This window comes from Streptococcus sp. SM5, from assembly GCF_027497975.1.
In genome coordinates this window covers 131,230-150,014 of record NZ_JAJNSC010000003.1, presented here as the reverse complement: position 1 = coordinate 150,014, position 18,785 = coordinate 131,230, and the positions used below count along the sequence as shown (strand labels likewise).

Sequence of the window (18,785 nt, the reverse complement as noted above, 5' to 3'; positions counted from 1 at the left end):
TTTTGACCTCCAGCACACTATCCTTTTACGACAAATAATGCACTATTTATTTTCTTAGTTCATTTTCTTTAAATGCTCTTCGATTAAGAAGGCTGTTTCTTCAATTGATTTATCAGACATATTAATGACTCGAGCTCCATATTTTCTGAAGACCTTCTTAGAATAGTCCAATTCCTGATAAATCTTTTCCAGATCTGTGTAGCTGGTTTCCTGGGTCAAACCCAAAGAATCCAAACGATTACTGCGAATCTTAACCAGTTTTTCTGGCTCACATACTAAACCAATTAGGCGGCGAGAATCAATTTTTTCCAAGACTTGAGGCAAGGGAACTTCTGGAATTAGAGGAAGGTTCGAAACCTTATATCCTTTATTTGCTAGATAAATACTGAGCGGTGTTTTAGACGTACGGGAAACCCCTAGCAGGACTATGTCAGATTCTAAAAATCCCTGCGGTGCTTTACCATCATCATATTTGACTGCAAACTCAATCGCTGAAATTTTATTAAAGTATTCGCTATCTAAACGGTGAAGGGTACCAGGTACTTCTATCGGGTCTCTTCCTGTTTTTTCTTTGATAATTTCAAAAAACGGATGCATCAAATCCAAATAGGATAGCCCATGCATCAAGCTAAACTCCCTTGCTACCGAAGCTAACTTGCCATCGACCAAGGTACTGATAACTAGGGCATCATCCTTGATGGCATCACGTAAAATGTCCAACAATTCATCTTCCTTATTGATAAAAGGGAAACGATAGCTATTATTAAAAATGATGTCTGGATATTGAGCTGTAACAGCGGATAGCAATTTTTGGGAAGTCCCACCCAAAGAATCTGAAATACTATAAACAATCATTTCTTTTTTCATATTTATTCCTCTTCTCTATTTACCTCGGTGCTTCGAGCTTGCTGAATAATATAGTCCAACAAGGCTGACTTGGTCACACTACCTAAAATCTGACGTTCATTCTTTTCGTCGACAATCGGTAAGGAATCAATGGCGTAATCTTGAAGGAGTACAGCGGCTTCCAAAATATTCATATTTTGGTGACATGTTTTAATATGTGGCATCCTAGTCATGCAAACCGCAACAGGAGTACTTGCAATATTCGAATTGAGAGAAGCCCTTAGCAAATCTTTACGTGACATGATTCCAAGAAGAAGCTTTTCTTCATCAATGACATAAATAACGTCTGCATCATACATAAATAGAGTAATAATAGCATCCTGAATATAGGAATCACTGGTGACCAGTACTGGAGAAGTCATAATATCAGCCACTTTTTTCCTAAAAGTATCAAAAAAGAAGACCGATTCTAGATCAGAGCCTGAATAGGTATACCCGACTTTAGGAGTGGCCTTTAGGATTCCAACCAAGGTCAAAAAGGAAAGATCTGGCCGTAGCGTTGCCCTAGAAATATCAAGTAAGTCAGATATTTTTTCACCACTCAGTGGTTGCTGGTCTTTAACAATTTCTACAATCTTTTTTTGTCGTTCACTTAATTTCAATTCACAGAAAACCTTTCTATATTCTATATAGGTTCCAAATAACGATTGGAAGAACATGCTTATTTTTATTTTACTAAACCAATTTTAAAATAAGCATCATGTTTATTGAATATTATAGCAATTATTTGAAATATGTCAATCATTACATGTAGTTTTTTCATTTGACAAATATATATGATGTATAATACAATGGTTTTGTCTTTAATTGTGACACATATTTAATGTTTTGGAGGCGACTATGACAAAATGGATTTATTTCTTCGAAGAAGGAAGCGCAAACGACAAGGAACTCCTTGGTGGAAAAGGGGCCAATTTAGCAGAGATGAGCAATTTGGGATTGCCTGTTCCTCCAGGTTTTACTATTACAACCGAGAGCTGTATTAAGTTTCTCGAAAATCCGGATTTCTTTGATTCTTATTTAAAAGACGACATTTTGAAAGCGGTTACCGAGTTAGAAAGAAAAACCGATAAATCGTTCAGCGGAGAAAGCTCCAATCTTCTCTTAGTTTCGGTCCGTAGCGGAGCAAAATTTTCTATGCCAGGAATGATGGATACTATTTTAAATCTTGGTCTAAATGACCATCGGACAAGAATACTCGCCGAGCAGACGAATCCTGATTTTGCCTATAATTGCTATCGACGTTTACTTCAGATGTTTGCAGATGTTGTATATGGAATTTCTAAAGAACTTTTTGATGAACTATTAGAAGATTTTGAAGAGCGTCGTGGTAAGACGGCCAAAGACTTAACTTTGGATGAGCATGAAGAATTAGTTAAGCAATATAAGGAAATCTATCTTAAAGAAAATCAATGTTTCCCTGAAAATTCTATAGACCAACTTTTTGCTGCTATCAAAGCTGTCTTTAATTCTTGGAATAATAATCGGGCCAAGGTCTACCGAGAACTTAATAAAATTCCTCATGATTTAGGAACTGCCGTTAACGTCCAGGTAATGGTCTTTGGAAATAGTGACCAAAACAGCGGAACAGGAGTCTGTTTCACTAGAAATCCTGCTAGTGGAGAAGATCAACTATTCGGTGAATTCTTACTGAATGCTCAAGGAGAAGACGTTGTAGCTGGTATACGAACTCCAGAACCAATTGCCGCTTTAGAAAAAGCTCAACCTCAAGTTTACAAAGCATTTAAAGAGTATGCTAGAATCCTTGAAAACCACTACAAGGACATGCAAGATATCGAATTTACCATTGAGAAAGGAAAACTGTATATTTTACAAACGAGGGATGGCAAACGTACAGCTAAAGCTTCTTTAAAAATTGCTTTGGACTTAGTAGACCAGGGTATTATTAGTAAAAAAGATGCCCTGATGAGAGTATCCCCTTCTTCCATTAGTCAGCTCATTCACCCAGTCTTTGAAGAGGCTACAATGGAAAAAGCAACTCTCATTGCACAAGGTTTACCAGCCAGCCCAGGAGCTGCTACTGGGGAAATAGTTTTTACAGCAGAACGAGCTAAAGAATTCCACAATTTAGGAAGAAAGGTTATTTTAGTAAGACAAGAAACATCGCCCGAAGATATTGAAGGCATGGTCGTTAGCCAAGCTATTGTTACCAGCCAAGGTGGTATGACTTCTCATGCAGCAGTTGTTGCTAGAGGAATGGGTACCTGTTGTGTAGCTGGATGTGGGGAACTAGAGATCAGCGAGGAAGAGAAGACACTTTCTTGTGGTAATCTTGTTTTAACAGAGGGAGATATCATTTCTGTTGATGGTAGTTCCGGTTGTATTTATAACGGAGAAATCCCAACAGTCTTGATTGAGAATAATGAAGACCTTCAGCGCCTTCTTTCTTGGGCAGATAAAGTTGCACGTCTTAAAGTTCGTGCTAATGCTGAGACTGTCAAAGATTTACAGACAGCTATAAATTTTGGTGCCCAAGGGGTAGGACTAGCCCGTACTGAACATATGTTCTTTGGTCAGGATCGAATTTTGGAAATGCGTCGCCTCATTCTAGCCGATAAGGAAACAGAAATGAAAGCCGCACTCAAGAATCTTTTAGAATTCCAAGAAGAAGACTTCTATCAAATGTACAAAACGGTTGAGGATAAACCTCTGATTGTCCGACTTTTAGATCCGCCTATGCATGAATTTTTGCCTAAAGATTCACAGGAAATCAAGCTTCTTGCTGAAAAACTAAATAAGTCACCTGAAAAACTGGCCCATCAAATTGAGAGCTTACAAGAAAGCAACCCTATGTTGGGCCATAGAGGTTGTCGCCTGGGTATTACACAGCCAGACATTTACAAGATGCAGACGGAAGCTATTTTTAGAAGTGCCATCAAACTACATCAAGAGGGCATAAAAATCAAGCCAGAAATCATGATTCCTTTGATTGCAGATAAAAAGGAATTGGAATTTGTTAAATCCTATCTGACTCAACACATCCAGTTTCTTTTTAGAGAGCATGAACAGGAGTCCTTCCCATATGAAATTGGTACCATGATTGAATTACCACGCGCCTGTCTGACTGCAGATAAACTAGCACGGGAAGCTGATTTCTTCAGCTTTGGTACTAATGACTTAACTCAAATGACCTATGGTTTTTCTCGAGATGATATTGGAAAATTTATAGGTCATTACAAAAAGACGAGCATTCTTTCATTTGATCCATTCCAACATATTGATCAGGAGGGAGTCGGTGAGTTAATGCGCATTGCAATCAGCAAAGCTCGCCGGGTAAAACCAAGCCTATCCATTGGTATTTGTGGGGAGGTCGGCGGTGATCCTGCTTCTATCTCCTTCTTCCAGGAAATAGGTGTCACCTATGTTTCCTGTTCACCTTACAGGGTACCTGCAGCTAGACTCGCCGTTGCTCAAGCCGTTCTCCAAGAGAAAAAAGACTAGTTGCCTTTATATTCATTAAATAAGGCTGGGATGATTGATCTCCCAGCCTTACTTAAGAGTAAAAGCATCTTTTAACCTTCAATCCACCAGTTATGATTTATTATCAAACTTCTTGCTTTACATTTTAAAGAAAAAAATCCACTGGTTGCGTTTTCAAAACTAAAAGTTTTATTTTTTTAAGACAATTTAAAATAAAAAACGTATAATGGAAAATATGAAATGAATCCAAATTCATATTTAGTTTTGCAAAGGAGTTTGAAAAACATTATGTCTAACTATTCTCGTCAAAATAAAAAAACAAACAAAGACAGTCAAGAAACTGGCAAGGCTAGCCATCACATCAAGAAAGGTTTATCTGCTTTTCAGAAAACCTTAACCTTAATCGGTAGTATGTTGGGAATTATCACTGCGACGATTACCATTAGCAATGCAATGAAGTCCAATGAACAAAAGAAAGCAGATACTAGTCCTGTTACGCAAACAACCATCATCAAAGAGATCCAAAAGGAAACTCCTGCTGAATCTAATAGTCCTTCTCAACATCAAGAAAATAACCAAGATTCTAATGCTGCAACTAGTGGAGTTGATCGTAAAAATGACAACAAGGTTCAACCAGAAGAAAATACTCAAGCTCCTAACAATGTCCAACAAAATCATACTGAAGGAGCTGCTCAATCTGATGCAGTTGCGACAGATAATAAAACGAATCCATAACAAAATAGCTTCTTTCCGAAATCGGAGAGAAGCTATTTTTTTATTGTTGTAAGACTTTTCGAGGTTTTGTTCCTTCAGCAGGTCCAATAACACCTGCCATCTCTAATTCTTCCATCAATCGAGTTGCTCGGTTAAAACCAACAGATAGACGACGTTGGATCATAGATGCACTTGCTTTTTGAGTTTCAATTACTAAAGCCTTGGCTTCTTCAAAGAGTGGATCCCCACCCTCATCGCCAGAGCCAGAATCACCATCTGACTCAGAAACTTCTCCAGGATCAAAACTGTCATCATAATCAGCATCTGCTTGAGCCTTAATGAAGCTAACAATACGTTCCACATCATCATCAGAGATAAAGGAACCTTGCAAGCGAACAGGGTGATTTTCATCGATTGGTTTGAAGAGCATATCCCCTCGACCAAGCAATTTCTCCGCACCATTTTCATCCAAAATCGTACGTGAATCCGTTCCTGAAGAAACAGCAAATGCTACACGTGACGGCACATTTGCCTTAATCAAACCAGAAATAACATCCACTGAAGGACGCTGGGTTGCAAGAATCATGTGAATACCAGCTGCACGCGCTTTTTGTCCGAGTCGGATAATGGCATCTTCTACTTCCTTGCTGGCAACCATCATCAAATCTGCCAACTCATCGACAATCACGACGATTAAAGGTAGAGGTATTTGCTTGTATTCAGACTGGGCATTGAATTCCTCAACTTTAGCATTGAAACCGGCAATATTTCGAACGCCCACCTTAGCAAATAGTTCGTAGCGGTTTTCCATTTCATCTACGACTTTTTGAAGAGCTTTACTTGCCTTGCGAGGATTTGTTACAACTGGAATCAAGAGATGAGGGATATCGTTGTAAACTGATAACTCGACCATCTTAGGATCCACCATCATAAACTTAACCTGGTCAGGGCGGGCCTTCATCAAAATACTTGCGATGATTCCATTAACAGCAACGGATTTACCAGAACCAGTAGAACCCGCTACTAGCAAGTGAGGCATTTTTGCCAAATCAAAACTACGGGCTGTTCCATTGACTGCTTTCCCAAGTGGAATTTCTAAAAGATTTTCAGGTTTTGTTTGAGATTGTTCCCAAAGCTCACGGAAGGATACAGTTGCAATTTCCGAGTTAGGAACTTCGATACCTACCAAGGATTTCCCTGGAATCGGTGCTTCGATACGGACATCTTTAGCAGCCAAAGCCAATGCTAAATCGTCTGCTAGGTTTGAAATACGGTTGACACGGACACCAACTGCAGGTTTGACTTCGTACTTAGTAACAGATGGTCCAATTTCTGCTCTTTCTACAGTCACTTTAATACCAAAACTTGCGAAGGTCTCTTCCAAAATTTTAATATTTTCTCGAACGATTTTCTTTTCTTTAGACTGATCCTTTGGTTTATCAGGTGCAAAGAGTTGCAAGTTTGGAAGCTTATACTCCAAGGCCTTTTTAGCAGAAAAATCTACTTCAACCTCTTCGTCTTCATCATCTTCTTCAGGGTAAACTTCTTCCAGATAGTTACCTTCTTCAGGGTAATCAAAATCAGCTTGCGGGAGAATAATCTCAGGTTCCACCCATTCCTCCTCTGGAAGTGGAGGAAATTCTTGCAGTGATTCGTCTGATAAAATTTCTCCAGTTTCCATATCGATTCGAGGTAAAGGTAAGGCCTCTTGTTCTTCTTGTTCTCGCAGTAATCTCTCTTGCTCTTCTGCTTCTTTACAAGCTTTTTCTTCTTCGCGTTTGATGAATCGTTCTTGTTTTTTCTGCTCGCGTCTTTCCATCCAGATGCTCATGCGAGCTGCAAGGAAATCAGCAATGTCATAGATAGACCAAGGGCTAGTCAACAACAGTCCGACCAAGATAAAGATAGTACCAATAAAGTAGGTACCAATATTTGAAAACAGAAAGGCGATAGGGATGTAAAGACCAACCCCTAACAATCCTCCACCAGCAAAACTAGTTACTTGAAAGCTAGTTAAGTCCTTATAGATTTGTCCAACTGTTCCTTGAAAGACAGCTGAAGCCAAACTGTATTTCCAGACCAAATAGGCTTCAAAGATAAGAAGTAATCCAGCGAAAATAAAGAAAAATCCTGCCAGCAATCCTTCTTGCTTATGAATCCATTTAAACAAAAACAAATAGATTAAAAGAGCAAATATAGCTAGATAAGCTAGACTCCCCACAAGTAAGCGGATTAGGTTATATATCGTAATTCCTACAGCACCCCATTTAAGTGCAGCAAAAATTAAAAAAATAGCCAATACTAGCGAAATCAACATCCGCTGAATAGCTTTCTTTCTTTCTAGTTCTGCCTTAGACGGTCTGCGTCTTGATTTAGTTGTATTCTTGTTTGCCATGTTTCTATTATAACATATTTCAGAAGCTTTTCGAAAGGAGAAAAAAATGACTGCACACTTTTGTGTTCAGTCATTTAAATGTGTTTGTGATTATTTTTCTATAGGTTTACGTAGGTAACCGTAAACGACACCACTGACAAGTGCTCCTACCAAGACAGAGACAAGATAGAGAAGAGCATTTGAAGTAAGGGCGATAACGAAGATTCCTCCATGAGGAGCCATGAGTTTGATATTTGCAAGACCAACAAGTCCACCTGCTACTGCTGAACCAAGGATAAAGCTTGGAATAGCACGAGCAGGGTCTGCTGCACCGAACGGAATCGCACCTTCAGTGATGAATGACAAGCCCATAACGATATTTGTCAAACCAGAGTTACGTTCTTCTTTAGTAAATTTATCTTTGAAAAGAAGAGTTGCCACAAAGATTGCTAGTGGTGGAACCATCCCTCCAGCCATAACTGCTGCCATTGCTACTGAACCACCTGTTGCCACTGTTGCTGCAAGAGTACCAGTACCAAAGACGTAGGCTGCTTTATTAACAGGTCCACCCATATCGACAGCCATCATTCCTCCAAGAACGACTCCAAGAAGGACAGCTGATCCACCTTCAAGACCACCAAGGAAGTTGTTCATACCAGTGTTGATTGCGGCCATTGGGATATTAACAGCTAGCATGACAAAGCCTGTCAAGATTGTTCCAAAAAGCGGCAAGAGAAGGATTGATTTTGCACCTTCAAGTGAACGAGGAACCTTCACATATTTCTTAACCAAGAGCACCAAGGCACCTGCGATAAATCCACCAACAAGGGCTCCGAGGAAACCTGATGATACACCTGCAAGGGCTGAAGTTGCTTCACCACCTTGAGCATAAGGGATTTTACCAAAGGCATAACCTTCTTTGGCGATAGCACCAGCTACGAAACCGGCTACCAAACCTGGTTTTTCAGCGATAGAGTAGGCAACATATCCAGCAAAGACTGGAAGCATCAAACCAAAGGCTGATCCACCGATTTTCATGAACATCGAAGCGAGTTCATGGTAAGAACCAAGATTTCCAAGGCTCTCATTAGGCACACCCAAAGCACCATCAATCAAGAAGGCAAGGGCAATCATGATACCACCACCAATAACGAATGGCAACATTTGGGATACACCACTCATCAAGTGTTTGTAGAAGGCCCCACCTAGACTTTGTTTTTCATTAGATGCTATTGAAGCTTGCGCTCCATTAGCAGCACGGTAAACTTCAGCATTTCCAGAAAGAGCCAAGTTGATCAACTCTTCTGTCTTACGAATACCGTCTGCAACCGGACGATTCACCAATGGTTTACCATCGAAACGATCCATTTCAACAGCCTTATCAGCGGCAATAATGACAGCTTTAGCCTTGCGGATATCTTCTGCTGTTAATTTGTTGCCAACACCGCTGGCACCGTTGGTTTCAACCTTGATACCAACACCCATTTCTGCAGCCACTTTTTGAAGAGCTTCTTGGGCCATGTATGTGTGGGCAATTCCTGTTGTACAAGCTGTAACTGCTACGATAAAGTCACCAGATTCATTCGCAGGAGCTTTTACTGGTTCTTGAGCTTTTTCTGAAGCTTTGTCAAAGAGTTCAATGACTTGATCAGCTGATGTTACTTGACGAAGTTTATCAGCAAATCCGTCTTTCATCAAATATTGTGACAATTCTGCTAAGGCAGCCAAGTGAGTATCATTGGCACCTTCTGGAGCAGCAATCATAAAGAAGAGGTCAGTTGCTTGTCCGTCTAAACTTTCGTAGTCAACACCCTTGTTCGACTTAGCAAAGAGAACTGTTGCTTCTTTAACTGCAGCATTTTTGCTGTGAGGCATTGCTATACCGTCACCCAAACCTGTAGAAGTCAAAGCTTCACGCGCTAAGATTCCTTCTTTAAAAGTTTCAAAATCTGACACATATCCGTGCTCTACCAAGCTATGAATCATTTCTTCAATAGCTGCTGTTTTTGCAGTTGCTTGCAAATCAAGCAACATGACATCTTTTCTCAATAAATCCTGAATTTTCATCTTTTTTCTACCTCAACTTTTTCATAAGTTTCTTTAATAAATGCTGCAGTTGCTAAATCATCTGAAAATGTCGTTGCTGTTCCACAAGCCACTCCCCATTTGAAAGCCTCTACGGCGTCTTTTGATTTGACAAACTCACCTGTAAATCCAGCAACCATAGAGTCACCAGCACCTACTGAGTTTTTCACGGTTCCCTTAATCGGTTTAGCAAAATAAGCTCCATCTAATGTTACCAGAAGGGCTCCATCGCCAGCCATAGAAATAATAACGTTCTGAGCACCTTTAGCCAGCAACTCTCGAGCGTATTTTTCAATCTCATCTAAGCTTTCGAGTTTCACTCCAAAGATTGCTCCAAGTTCATGATTATTCGGTTTGACCAAAAGTGGTTGATAATCCAAACTATCAATCAAGGTCTGACCTTCAAAGTCACAAACTACTTGAGCACCCGTCTGACGCGTCAAAGCAATCAATTCCTTATAGATGACATTGCCTAAGTTTTTAGCACTCGAACCCGCAAATACAACTGTATCTTCTGCTGTCAGACTTGAAAGAATGGCTTTTAACTCTTCAAGCTGTTCTGGTTCGACACTAGGGCCTGTCCCATTGATTTCTGTTTCTTGGTCTGCTTTAATCTTGACATTGATACGCGTATCTTCTGCCACTTGGACAAATTGCGTTTCAATTTGTTCTTCAGCTAAAGTATCTGTGATAAATTTACCAGTAAAACCTCCGATAAATCCAGTCGCCGTATTTGGAACATCTAAACGTTTCAAGACACGACTAACATTGATTCCCTTGCCACCAGCAAACTTATCATCACTATCCATACGATTGACACTACCAACTTCTACTTTATCCAAACGGACAATATAGTCTATAGATGGATTGAGTGTGACTGTATAAATCATACTTCTATTACCTCCGTTTTCTCTTTGATAGCCGACAAAAGCTCGTGACCCTTGCTTGTAATGACAATAGCACGTTTTATAGGAGCTACCTTAGCAAAACAAGACTGACCAATCTTGGATGAATCTGCCAAAACATAAGTCTGTTTAGCATTTTCTAAGATAGCACGCTTGACGGCGCCCTCCTCCATATCTGGAGTTGTAAAGTAACCTTCATCTACACCATTCATTCCAATAAAGGCACGATCAAAGTGCAGTTGGTTAATCTGATTGAGAGCTACTCCTCCGATACTGGCATCCGTTGTCATCTTGACTCCACCACCTATAATCACCGTTGGGATTTGCTTATCCACTAATTGAACCGCATGGTGAATGGAATTGGTTACCACTGTAATGTCTTTTCGCTCCAATTCTTTAATGAGAAAGGCTGTCGTACTTCCTGCATCTACAAAGATAACATCTTTTTCTTTGATGAGGGAAGCTGCTTTTTGAGCAATCAACTTTTTCTCTTGAAGGTTTTTGACAGATTTTTCTTGAATGGTTTCTTCTTCTTGCAAGGAGTGAGGCAACTCAGCTCCTCCATGCACTCGACGAAGTTTATTTTCAGACTCCAATTCATCCAAATCACGTCTAACTGTTGATTCTGAAGTATCTAATAAGCCTACTAATTTCTCTAGAGAAACGATTTTATGCTTACTTAATTCTTCTAAAATCACCTGTTTTCGTTCAGTTTTTAGCATAAACCTACCTCCTGTTAACGATTACATTTTATATTCTATCATAAAAAATATCAAAGTCAAGCATTTTTTATCATTTTCTTTCACTTTCTATCACCACCCCTTCAACTTCAAATAAATTTGCAAGAAAGAAGGCTTTATGGTAGACTAGATTATAAAGAATGGAAGATTACTCAAGAGGCTTAAGAGGCCGTGTTGGAAACGCGGTAGGCGTGTTAAAGCGTGCGTGGGTTCGAATCCCATGTCTTCCGTAGATAAAAATAAAAGCAATTACTTTTTTAAAACTCTAATATAAAAAAACGCTGATTTCTCAGCGTTTTTTTTATTTATATTATGGAGCCGGTGGGAGTCGAACCCACGTCCAAACACCTGCCAACATATTTGTCTACAACTATAGGTTATGTATTGTTTTAACAGCTCCTCGACACATAACTCAAGCCTAGGAACTGCGAGCCTATAAATCTCTTACCAAACTGCTAGACAAAGTTTGATCGTATCTCGCTAATAATAAGACCTGTCATCAGACACGAGCAATCCGAATCGGGTCACGCCTGCTGTTTTTTAGGCAGCTAGAGCGTAAGAAGTATTATTTTTTGCAGTTATATTTAACTGAGCGTTTACGTCGCCACACGAGTCGCAAAATATGCCTCATAATGCCTGTCGAATCCGTAACGACCCCAAAAGACAATAGAACTATTATACCCTATCTATGGTAAAAATGCAAAAATCTATCTTAATCCTTTAATGGATAAGCATCTATTTTAATTCATTCCTATTATTTTCTTTCTATTTCTATCTATTCTTATCTAACCATGCTTCTAAGACTTGATAGACTCCTCCTTGACTATTTGCAGGAGCAATGTCTGTCGCTACCGCTTTAGCCTTTTCATCTGCATTTTCCATAGCATATGCTATTTCTGCTAATTCTAACATTTCTACATCATTTTCACTATCGCCGAATGCCATGATTTCCTCAGACTTTATATTCCAGCGCTTAAGGAGTTCTTGTAAAGCCCATGCTTTATGGATACCATCTTGGATAATATCTAAACAACCATAGCCACTGGAAACGGCCTGAACACGACCATTAAATACTTGATTAAAATCTTCTTGAACTTGATCCGTTCTATCTTCTCCAACCACCAAACTCATTTTGAGAACTCCTCCAAAAAGTTCTGGATGCAGTTCCTCCACAAAATTCATTCTTTGATAAAAAAGCTCAATCATTTCTGGTGTCATAAATTTTTCAAGTTGGGTAAAAATAGTACCTTCTTTAACAAATCCACCATTCATACTTGTGATGACAAATTGATTCTGACACTCTTGTCCTTTAAAAAATGTCAAAGCTTTTTCCACCAATTCATCATCCCAGGTTTCAACTTGGATTAATTGATTATTTTCAAAAATCTTTGCTCCGTTTGCGACAATTAGAACTACACGATCAGCCAAGTTACCGAGCAACTGCCGTACACGATGAATTTCATTTCCAGTCGCAATGACAAAACGTATTCCCTTCTCATCTAGTCTATCTAAAATTTTCTCTAAACGAAGTAGGTCTAGAAGACCTTGGGAATCCAGTATTGTCCCATCCATATCTGTTGCAATCAGCTTAATTGTCATGATTTCTCCTTTTCTACCACTTCAATCCTACAAATTCTTTCATTTCTTTGTAGGCAGTATCAATTCTTTCCTTAGTTTCTTCATCCAATTTATCGCGATGAGGACCACCTTCTATAAAGTCCTCCAAAATATAGGTCTGATAAAGGTAAAGCAAATATCCCTCTGGCGAATAAGTTCCTTTTGATGTGCGATTAACCCAAGTTGGATGAGCCTCTGCAGTTTCAATTGTTGTCTTTCCAGCTTTTTTCTTAATGGTTAAATCCATCAGAACTCCACGTTCCGTCCACTTAGCATTCTCTACATCTTGCATAGTTTCAATACGTTGATTTGATAGGAAATTTCCCATCGAATAGATAATTAGCTTTTTGTCCCCATCTTTTTCAAGCATTTCTGCTGGTTCAACTACATGGGGATGCCCACCAAAGATAATGTCAGCTCCCCACCCAATCATCTTGTGATAGAGATTTTTTTGTTCTTCAGTCGGATCTAATTGGTACTCGATACCCATTTGTGGCATGACAATTGTGATATCCGCCTCTTTTTCAGCACGTTCAATCTCAGCCCTCATTTTATCTTCATTCAAGTCAGATAAGTAATGATTGTAGTCTTCTGGAGAAATATACTCCTCAATACCGTTGAATCCATAAGAATAAGCCAATAAAGCAATCTTTATGCCATTCACCTCCTTAATCACTAGAGGTGCCTGGTCACGTGGCTCATGAGTATATACTCCAATAGGTGTTATACCTGCTTTTTCAATCGTAGCAGCTGTAGAAATAACTCCTTCTAGCTGAGAATCAAGTATATGATTATGTGCCAAATCTAGCACCTGATAACCCGCATCCTTAATGGCATCCATCACTTCTTCTGGAGCATTAAATAAAGGATAGCCAGCTAGATTGTAGTTCTGATTTATAGTTCCTTCAAAATCTCCAATAAGCAAGTCCGCTTTCTTAAACCACGGCTTCACATAATCAAAATTTTCATGAAAATCATAGCTACCGTCTTCTTGTCTTGCTGAAAAGTAGATGATGTCGTGATAGAGCAAATCTCCGTGAGCCATTATTCGAGCGCTAGTTTCTTGCTCTGCCTCTTTTTGATTTTTCCGAGAATTAGACCCTTGCTGCAATACGGCTGAATCATCACTATTGAATGATATTCCGTGACTAGTTTCTAATAAAAAAATCAATAACATTGAAAGAGCAACTATTAGCAATAATACTATGATAAAGGTCCTGTTACTCCACTGAGTAAAATTCTTAAAAAATCCAACAGGCTTACTTATCATTTGTAAAACAGTTCTATTTTTTCTCTTCTGACTACGTTTTTCCATATATTTTCTCCCTGCTTTTTGATGCAAGTACTCTTTCTTTATTATATCATAGACAGTTTTGTATTTCATCTAGCGATGAATTTCTGCGCTTTCTTTCTAGGTCATTTTGTGTTATCATGAAGAAGTAAGAAAAGGAGAGAGAAAATGTCTGCTATAGAACGAATTACCAAAGCTGCTCATTTAATTGATATGAAAGATATTATCCGCGAGGGAAATCCGACACTTCGCGCTGTTGCCGAAGAAGTAAGCTTCCCCTTGAGTGATCAAGATATCATTCTCGGAGAGAAAATGATGCAATTTCTTAAACACTCCCAAGATCCTGTTATGGCCGAAAAATTAGGGCTACGTGGAGGAGTTGGTCTTGCGGCACCTCAGCTTGATATCTCTAAACGAATCATTGCTGTCTTAGTTCCAAACATTACCGAAGAGGATGAAACACCTCAAGAAGCATATGATTTACAAGCCGTGATGTATAATCCCAAAATCGTATCACACTCAGTCCAAGACGCTGCTTTAGGAGAGGGTGAAGGCTGCTTGTCTGTAGATCGTCCTGTTCCTGGATATGTTATCCGCCACGCTCGAGTAACCGTTGACTATTTCGATAAGGACGGTGAAAAACACCGCATTAAACTTAAAGGCTACAACTCAATCGTAGTTCAACATGAAATCGACCACTTAAATGGCGTTATGTTCTACGATCGCATTAATGAAAAAGATCCTTTCGCTATCAAGGATGGACTCCTTATCCTTGAATAATCAACAAACTGAGTCAAAAGGTACTCAATAAAATCTAATTGATATCGCTTTGCCCTAGCATTTAAATGATAGATAAAAAATGATGAAAAGAAATGATATTGTTTACGGTGTTCACGCCGTTACTGAAGCTCTCTTAGCCAATACTGGAAATAAGCTTTATATCCAGGAAGATTTGAGAGGGAAAAATGTTGAAAAAATCAAAGAACTAGCAACCGAGAAGAAAGTCTCTATCTCTTGGACTTCCAAAAAATCCCTTTCCGAAATGACTGAAGGAGCTGTTCACCAAGGTTTTGTCCTACGTGTTTCTGAATTTGCCTACACAGAACTTGAGCAGATTCTTGCAAAGACCCGTAAAGAAGAAAACCCACTACTTTTGATCCTCGATGGACTAACTGATCCACACAACTTAGGTTCTATCTTACGAACAGCCGATGCAACCAATGTTTCAGGTGTTATTATTCCAAAACATCGAGCTGTCGGTATCACACCCGTAGTTGCAAAGACAGCGACTGGTGCTATCGAACATGTTCCTATTGCTCGAGTTACCAATCTAAGCCAGACCTTGGATAAACTTAAAGATCAAGGATTCTGGACTTTTGGAACTGATATGAACGGAACACCTTGTCATAAATGGAATACCAAAGGGAAAATAGCTCTCATTATCGGTAATGAAGGCAAAGGTATCTCTAGTAATATCAAAAAACAAGTGGACGAGATGATTACCATTCCCATGAATGGTCACGTACAGAGTCTCAATGCCAGTGTTGCTGCTGCTATTCTCATGTATGAAGTCTTCCGAAATCGACTCTAATAAAAAGTGAGGTTGGAACAAAAGATCCCGACCTCACTTTTTATTAGCAATCAAACTTTGACGCGGTAGCTGATTGAACTTTTTGTTCGTCTTTTAGACTCCAAAAAGCTCCTAATCATCCTCGCGGGGCTGGGACTACGAAATCGAGACTTTGTCTACCGATTTCTGTCCCACCGCCTTTTTAACTATGTTCAGTAATATATTTATAGGCTTCTTGGCCTGCAATAGCTCCATCACCAACTGCTGTTGTAATTTGACGGAGGTCTTTCTGACGTACATCTCCAACTGCAAAGATACCATCCACTGCAGTTTTCATATGGGTATCTGTCACAATCCAACCTGACTCATCTTGTATTTGTAAATCCTTTGCAAATTCGCCAACAGGATCCAAACCTACATAGATAAACACTCCACCAAAGGCATGTTCAGTCACTTGATTTGTTTTAACATTTTCAATCATTACAGACTCAACACGATTTTCACCCTTGATTTCTTTGACAACAGAATCCCAAATGAATTTGATTTTTTCATTGGCAAAGGCGCGATCTTGCAAAACTTTTTGAGCACGAAGATCATCACGACGGTGAACGATGGTTACAGATTTGGCGAACTGAGTCAAGAAGATTGCTTCTTCAACAGCCGAATCTCCTCCACCTACAACCAATAAATCTTGGTCTCGGAAAAAGGCTCCATCACAGACTGCACAGTAAGAAACTCCACGACTATTCAGTTCTTCTTCACCCGGAACTCCCAAAAGACGATGTTTTGAACCAGTCGCTACGATAACTGTGCGAGTTTCAAATTCTTGATCATCTGTGATTACTTTCTTAACATCACCATGGTTTTCAATATTTTCTACCAAACCATATAGATGCTCGACACCTAGATTTTCAAGTGGTTCAAACATTTTTTCAGCTAACTCTGGACCACTAATATTGGCATAACCTGGATAGTTTTCAATATCAGAAGTATTATTCATCTGACCTCCAGGAAGGCCTCCTTCAATCAAAGCAACTTTTAGGTTACTGCGAGCCGCATACAAGGCTGCAGTCATCCCAGCAGGACCTGCACCGATAATAATCGTATCGTACATTCTGTTTCCTTCTTTCTTGTTGTAACTATTTTTATTCTATCTAAATAACTTCAATTATACAAGCATTATGCCTTTATTACTAACAATAGACTCATCGTTGCAAAGGATAACACAGGAGTTGTTAATACACCAATCATCATCATATCAAAGAGGTGGGCTTGACGTGCCTTAGCTGTCTTATCCACACCGGATAAAGCTCTCAACCCAATCCAAAGTCCCAATACAATTAAGATGACCAACATGGTTAAAAGTAGACTCTCTATATATAAAGTGAATATTTGTAGTAGCATGCTCTCACTCATTTCTTATATTTTTAAAGAGCAAACCCAGTTAGCACAGCCAACTGAGTTTTTCTTGTATTCTATTATATCAAATATAACTTCGTTTGTAACTAGCAAAGAATTCTTTTGTTCGTTCTTCTTTAGGATGATTGATAATTTCATCTGGCGTTCCAGATTCAATGATTTTTCCTTTATCCAAGAATAAAACCTTATCAGCAACTTGAGCTACAAATGACATATCATGGCTTACCAAAATCATGGTTTGACCAGACCTGGCAGCGTCTGCGATTGATTTCTCAACCTCACCCACCAATTCAGGATCAAGAGCTGAGGTTGGTTCATCCAAAAGCAAAACGTCCGGTTTCATCGCTAGAGCACGCGCTATAGCTACCCGTTGTTTTTGTCCCCCTGATAGGTGACGAGGATAATGCTGTTCACGGTCTGAAAGTCCAACCTTAGCCAATTCTTCCTTAGCAATTTTGGTTGCTTCTTGATTTGATAATTTCTTTACTACAAGCAAGCCTTCTTTAACATTATCAAGAGCTGTTCTTCGCTCAAACAAATTAAACTGTTGGAAGACCATGGATAGCTTACGACGAAGAGTCAGAATTTCCTCTTGAGTAATTTGAGAAAAATCAACTGAAAAATCATCAATCTGAATAGAACCACTATCAGGAGTTTCAAGATAGTTTAAACTACGTAGAAAAGTAGATTTACCTGCTCCTGATGAACCTATCAGAGCAACAACTTCTCCTTTTTCAATCTCCAAGTCTAGGTGATCTAAGACAGTTTGACCCGAAAAGGATTTACTTAAATTTGAAATCTTAATCATTAACGTAGGTCTCCTTTCAGATCTGTTTCTATACTATCTGGTGCTTGAATAGCCATCTTTCTCTCAATAAAACGGCCAAGATTTTCGATAGCGATATTCACCACCCAATAGACGAGAGCAACCGAGATGAAACGCTCAAAATAGCGATAGTCAGCTCCACCCAAAATCTGAGCTTGAGCAAAGACCTCTACAACACCTGCACTAAAGGCTAAAGAAGTTCCTTTTGTCAATCCGATTAAAGAATTAATCAAGGTTGGTGTTGCCACAACCGCCGCATTTGGAATGATCACTCGACGGTAAACTTGACCACGTGTCATACCAAGACTTCGAGCTGCTTCAATTTCCCCTGGATTTACAGAAAGAATGGCTGCACGGATAGTTTCACTAGCATAGGCTGCCTCGTTAAAAGCAAATGCCACAATCGCAAATGTTGCTGCTGGAATAGCATTTATATTTAAGGAAGTTCCCCATTGCTGATTCAATGCTTTCAAAGCTAATGGAATCCCGTAATAAGTCAACATTAGCTGAACTAAAATAGGTGTCCCTTTTAAGAAACTAACGAAAAAAGCTTGTAATGGATAAAGAAATCTAACCCTATTGATTTTCACAATAGCAAAGACTAGGGCTAGCATGATACCAAAAAAAGCACCACAGGCTGTCAACATCAAAGTTGTGGGTAATTGTTGGACAATCCTTGGAATACCATCAAAAACCGAACGCCAGCTAAAGAGTTTGCCATCTGGTATATATTGCATCAAATTTTGATACCAATCTGATGCTAAAACTGTTGTAACATTCATAGAAAAACCCTCTCAAGATAATGATTCATTCTATCATACTTTCACATTTATTGAAATTATTTGCTACGGATAAGAACAAATATTGCCTATCTAATAGTTTATCATACTTTCAAAT

Annotated in this window: 16 protein-coding genes, 1 tRNA gene and 1 other RNA gene; 5 read left to right on the top strand and 13 right to left on the bottom strand. The window is 39.1% G+C overall.

Annotation, left to right across the window (positions count from 1 at the left end; translation table 11 throughout):
- Positions 1 to 54: 54 nt before the first annotated feature.
- Both PAN07_RS03280 and PAN07_RS03275 read right to left on the bottom strand, forming a co-directional pair.
- Positions 55 to 867, bottom strand: a complete 813-nt coding sequence (locus tag PAN07_RS03280) for a pyruvate, water dikinase regulatory protein (protein ID WP_250307413.1) — start codon at positions 865 to 867, stop codon at positions 55 to 57.
- 2 nt (positions 868 to 869) lie between these two features.
- Positions 870 to 1,508: a CBS domain-containing protein gene (locus PAN07_RS03275; RefSeq protein WP_269797043.1), complete on the bottom strand. Its 639-nt coding sequence runs from the start codon at positions 1,506 to 1,508 to the stop codon at positions 870 to 872.
- A 238-nt stretch (positions 1,509 to 1,746) separates the two neighbouring features.
- Here PAN07_RS03275 and ppdK point away from each other — a divergent pair, with 238 nt between their 5' ends.
- Complete coding sequence (gene ppdK / locus PAN07_RS03270) at positions 1,747 to 4,368, top strand: pyruvate, phosphate dikinase (RefSeq protein WP_269797042.1); 2,622 nt, start codon at positions 1,747 to 1,749, stop codon at positions 4,366 to 4,368.
- 267 nt (positions 4,369 to 4,635) lie between these two features.
- On the top strand, positions 4,636 to 5,082 hold the full coding sequence (locus PAN07_RS03265) for a DUF6556 family protein (RefSeq protein WP_269797041.1): 447 nt from the start codon (positions 4,636 to 4,638) through the stop codon (positions 5,080 to 5,082).
- 40 nt (positions 5,083 to 5,122) lie between these two features.
- Here PAN07_RS03265 and PAN07_RS03260 read toward each other — a convergent pair whose 3' ends face one another.
- From PAN07_RS03260 to PAN07_RS03245, 4 genes are all read right to left on the bottom strand, one after another.
- A complete protein-coding gene (locus PAN07_RS03260; protein WP_269797040.1) occupies positions 5,123 to 7,456 on the bottom strand; it encodes a DNA translocase FtsK in 2,334 nt (777 codons plus the stop codon).
- 90 nt (positions 7,457 to 7,546) lie between these two features.
- Entirely contained in the window at positions 7,547 to 9,502 is a 1,956-nt protein-coding gene (locus PAN07_RS03255) for a fructose-specific PTS transporter subunit EIIC (RefSeq protein ID WP_269797039.1), read from the bottom strand.
- On the bottom strand, positions 9,499 to 10,410 hold the full coding sequence (gene pfkB / locus PAN07_RS03250) for a 1-phosphofructokinase (protein ID WP_269797038.1): 912 nt from the start codon (positions 10,408 to 10,410) through the stop codon (positions 9,499 to 9,501). The genes PAN07_RS03255 and pfkB overlap by 4 nt, the downstream gene beginning before the upstream one ends.
- Positions 10,407 to 11,147, bottom strand: a complete 741-nt coding sequence (locus PAN07_RS03245) for a DeoR/GlpR family DNA-binding transcription regulator (RefSeq protein ID WP_269797037.1) — start codon at positions 11,145 to 11,147, stop codon at positions 10,407 to 10,409. The genes pfkB and PAN07_RS03245 overlap by 4 nt, the downstream gene beginning before the upstream one ends.
- A 160-nt stretch (positions 11,148 to 11,307) precedes the next feature.
- Here PAN07_RS03245 and PAN07_RS03240 point away from each other — a divergent pair.
- Positions 11,308 to 11,395, top strand: a tRNA-Ser gene (locus tag PAN07_RS03240).
- Positions 11,396 to 11,475: 80 nt separating this feature from the next.
- On the opposite strand, the gene ssrA is transcribed toward PAN07_RS03240, so the two are convergent.
- The 3 genes from ssrA to PAN07_RS03225 all read right to left on the bottom strand — a co-directional run bounded on the left by ssrA (position 11,476) and on the right by PAN07_RS03225 (position 14,097).
- Positions 11,476 to 11,823, bottom strand: a transfer-messenger RNA (tmRNA) gene (ssrA, locus tag PAN07_RS03235).
- 113 nt (positions 11,824 to 11,936) lie between these two features.
- Entirely contained in the window at positions 11,937 to 12,764 is an 828-nt protein-coding gene (locus PAN07_RS03230) for an HAD family hydrolase (RefSeq protein ID WP_269797036.1), read from the bottom strand.
- A 13-nt stretch (positions 12,765 to 12,777) separates the two neighbouring features.
- Positions 12,778 to 14,097: a CapA family protein gene (locus tag PAN07_RS03225; RefSeq protein ID WP_269797035.1), complete on the bottom strand. Its 1,320-nt coding sequence runs from the start codon at positions 14,095 to 14,097 to the stop codon at positions 12,778 to 12,780.
- 144 nt (positions 14,098 to 14,241) lie between these two features.
- On the opposite strand from PAN07_RS03225, the gene def reads away from it, so the two are divergent.
- The gene (def, locus tag PAN07_RS03220) at positions 14,242 to 14,853 is read left to right on the top strand and encodes a peptide deformylase (RefSeq protein ID WP_269797034.1); all 612 of its coding nucleotides are present in this window, start codon (positions 14,242 to 14,244) and stop codon (positions 14,851 to 14,853) included.
- 82 nt (positions 14,854 to 14,935) lie between these two features.
- Complete coding sequence (gene rlmB, locus PAN07_RS03215; protein ID WP_269797140.1) at positions 14,936 to 15,664, top strand: 23S rRNA (guanosine(2251)-2'-O)-methyltransferase RlmB; 729 nt, start codon at positions 14,936 to 14,938, stop codon at positions 15,662 to 15,664.
- A gap of 181 nt (positions 15,665 to 15,845) precedes the next feature.
- Here the strand turns inward: rlmB and trxB are convergent, their stop codons facing one another.
- From trxB to PAN07_RS03195, 4 genes are all read right to left on the bottom strand, one after another.
- On the bottom strand, positions 15,846 to 16,757 hold the full coding sequence (trxB, locus tag PAN07_RS03210) for a thioredoxin-disulfide reductase (RefSeq protein ID WP_269797033.1): 912 nt from the start codon (positions 16,755 to 16,757) through the stop codon (positions 15,846 to 15,848).
- Positions 16,758 to 16,822: 65 nt separating this feature from the next.
- Positions 16,823 to 17,047 (bottom strand): DUF4059 family protein, encoded by a 225-nt coding sequence (locus PAN07_RS03205; protein WP_142556813.1) that lies wholly within the window; start codon positions 17,045 to 17,047, stop codon positions 16,823 to 16,825.
- Between the two features lie 79 nt (positions 17,048 to 17,126).
- Complete coding sequence (locus tag PAN07_RS03200) at positions 17,127 to 17,870, bottom strand: amino acid ABC transporter ATP-binding protein (protein ID WP_269797032.1); 744 nt, start codon at positions 17,868 to 17,870, stop codon at positions 17,127 to 17,129.
- Entirely contained in the window at positions 17,870 to 18,670 is an 801-nt protein-coding gene (locus PAN07_RS03195; RefSeq protein ID WP_269797031.1) for an amino acid ABC transporter permease, read from the bottom strand. The genes PAN07_RS03200 and PAN07_RS03195 overlap by 1 nt, the downstream gene beginning before the upstream one ends.
- Positions 18,671 to 18,785: the final 115 nt, after the last annotated feature.

Excerpts from the sequence above, each read along its gene's own strand:
- PAN07_RS03280 (WP_250307413.1), bottom strand. The coding sequence starts at position 867 with ATGAAAAAAGAAATGATTGTTTATAGTATTTCAGATTCTTTGGGTGGG.
- ppdK (WP_269797042.1), top strand. The coding sequence starts at position 1,747 with ATGACAAAATGGATTTATTTCTTCGAAGAAGGAAGCGCAAACGACAAG.
- PAN07_RS03265 (WP_269797041.1), top strand. The coding sequence starts at position 4,636 with ATGTCTAACTATTCTCGTCAAAATAAAAAAACAAACAAAGACAGTCAA.
- PAN07_RS03260 (WP_269797040.1), bottom strand. The coding sequence starts at position 7,456 with ATGGCAAACAAGAATACAACTAAATCAAGACGCAGACCGTCTAAGGCA.
- PAN07_RS03255 (WP_269797039.1), bottom strand. The coding sequence starts at position 9,502 with ATGAAAATTCAGGATTTATTGAGAAAAGATGTCATGTTGCTTGATTTG.
- pfkB (WP_269797038.1), bottom strand. The coding sequence starts at position 10,410 with ATGATTTATACAGTCACACTCAATCCATCTATAGACTATATTGTCCGT.
- PAN07_RS03245 (WP_269797037.1), bottom strand. The coding sequence starts at position 11,147 with ATGCTAAAAACTGAACGAAAACAGGTGATTTTAGAAGAATTAAGTAAG.
- PAN07_RS03230 (WP_269797036.1), bottom strand. The coding sequence starts at position 12,764 with ATGACAATTAAGCTGATTGCAACAGATATGGATGGGACAATACTGGAT.
- PAN07_RS03225 (WP_269797035.1), bottom strand. The coding sequence starts at position 14,097 with ATGGAAAAACGTAGTCAGAAGAGAAAAAATAGAACTGTTTTACAAATG.
- def (WP_269797034.1), top strand. The coding sequence starts at position 14,242 with ATGTCTGCTATAGAACGAATTACCAAAGCTGCTCATTTAATTGATATG.
- rlmB (WP_269797140.1), top strand. The coding sequence starts at position 14,936 with ATGAAAAGAAATGATATTGTTTACGGTGTTCACGCCGTTACTGAAGCT.
- trxB (WP_269797033.1), bottom strand. The coding sequence starts at position 16,757 with ATGTACGATACGATTATTATCGGTGCAGGTCCTGCTGGGATGACTGCA.
- PAN07_RS03205 (WP_142556813.1), bottom strand. The coding sequence starts at position 17,047 with ATGCTACTACAAATATTCACTTTATATATAGAGAGTCTACTTTTAACC.
- PAN07_RS03200 (WP_269797032.1), bottom strand. The coding sequence starts at position 17,870 with ATGATTAAGATTTCAAATTTAAGTAAATCCTTTTCGGGTCAAACTGTC.
- PAN07_RS03195 (WP_269797031.1), bottom strand. The coding sequence starts at position 18,670 with ATGAATGTTACAACAGTTTTAGCATCAGATTGGTATCAAAATTTGATG.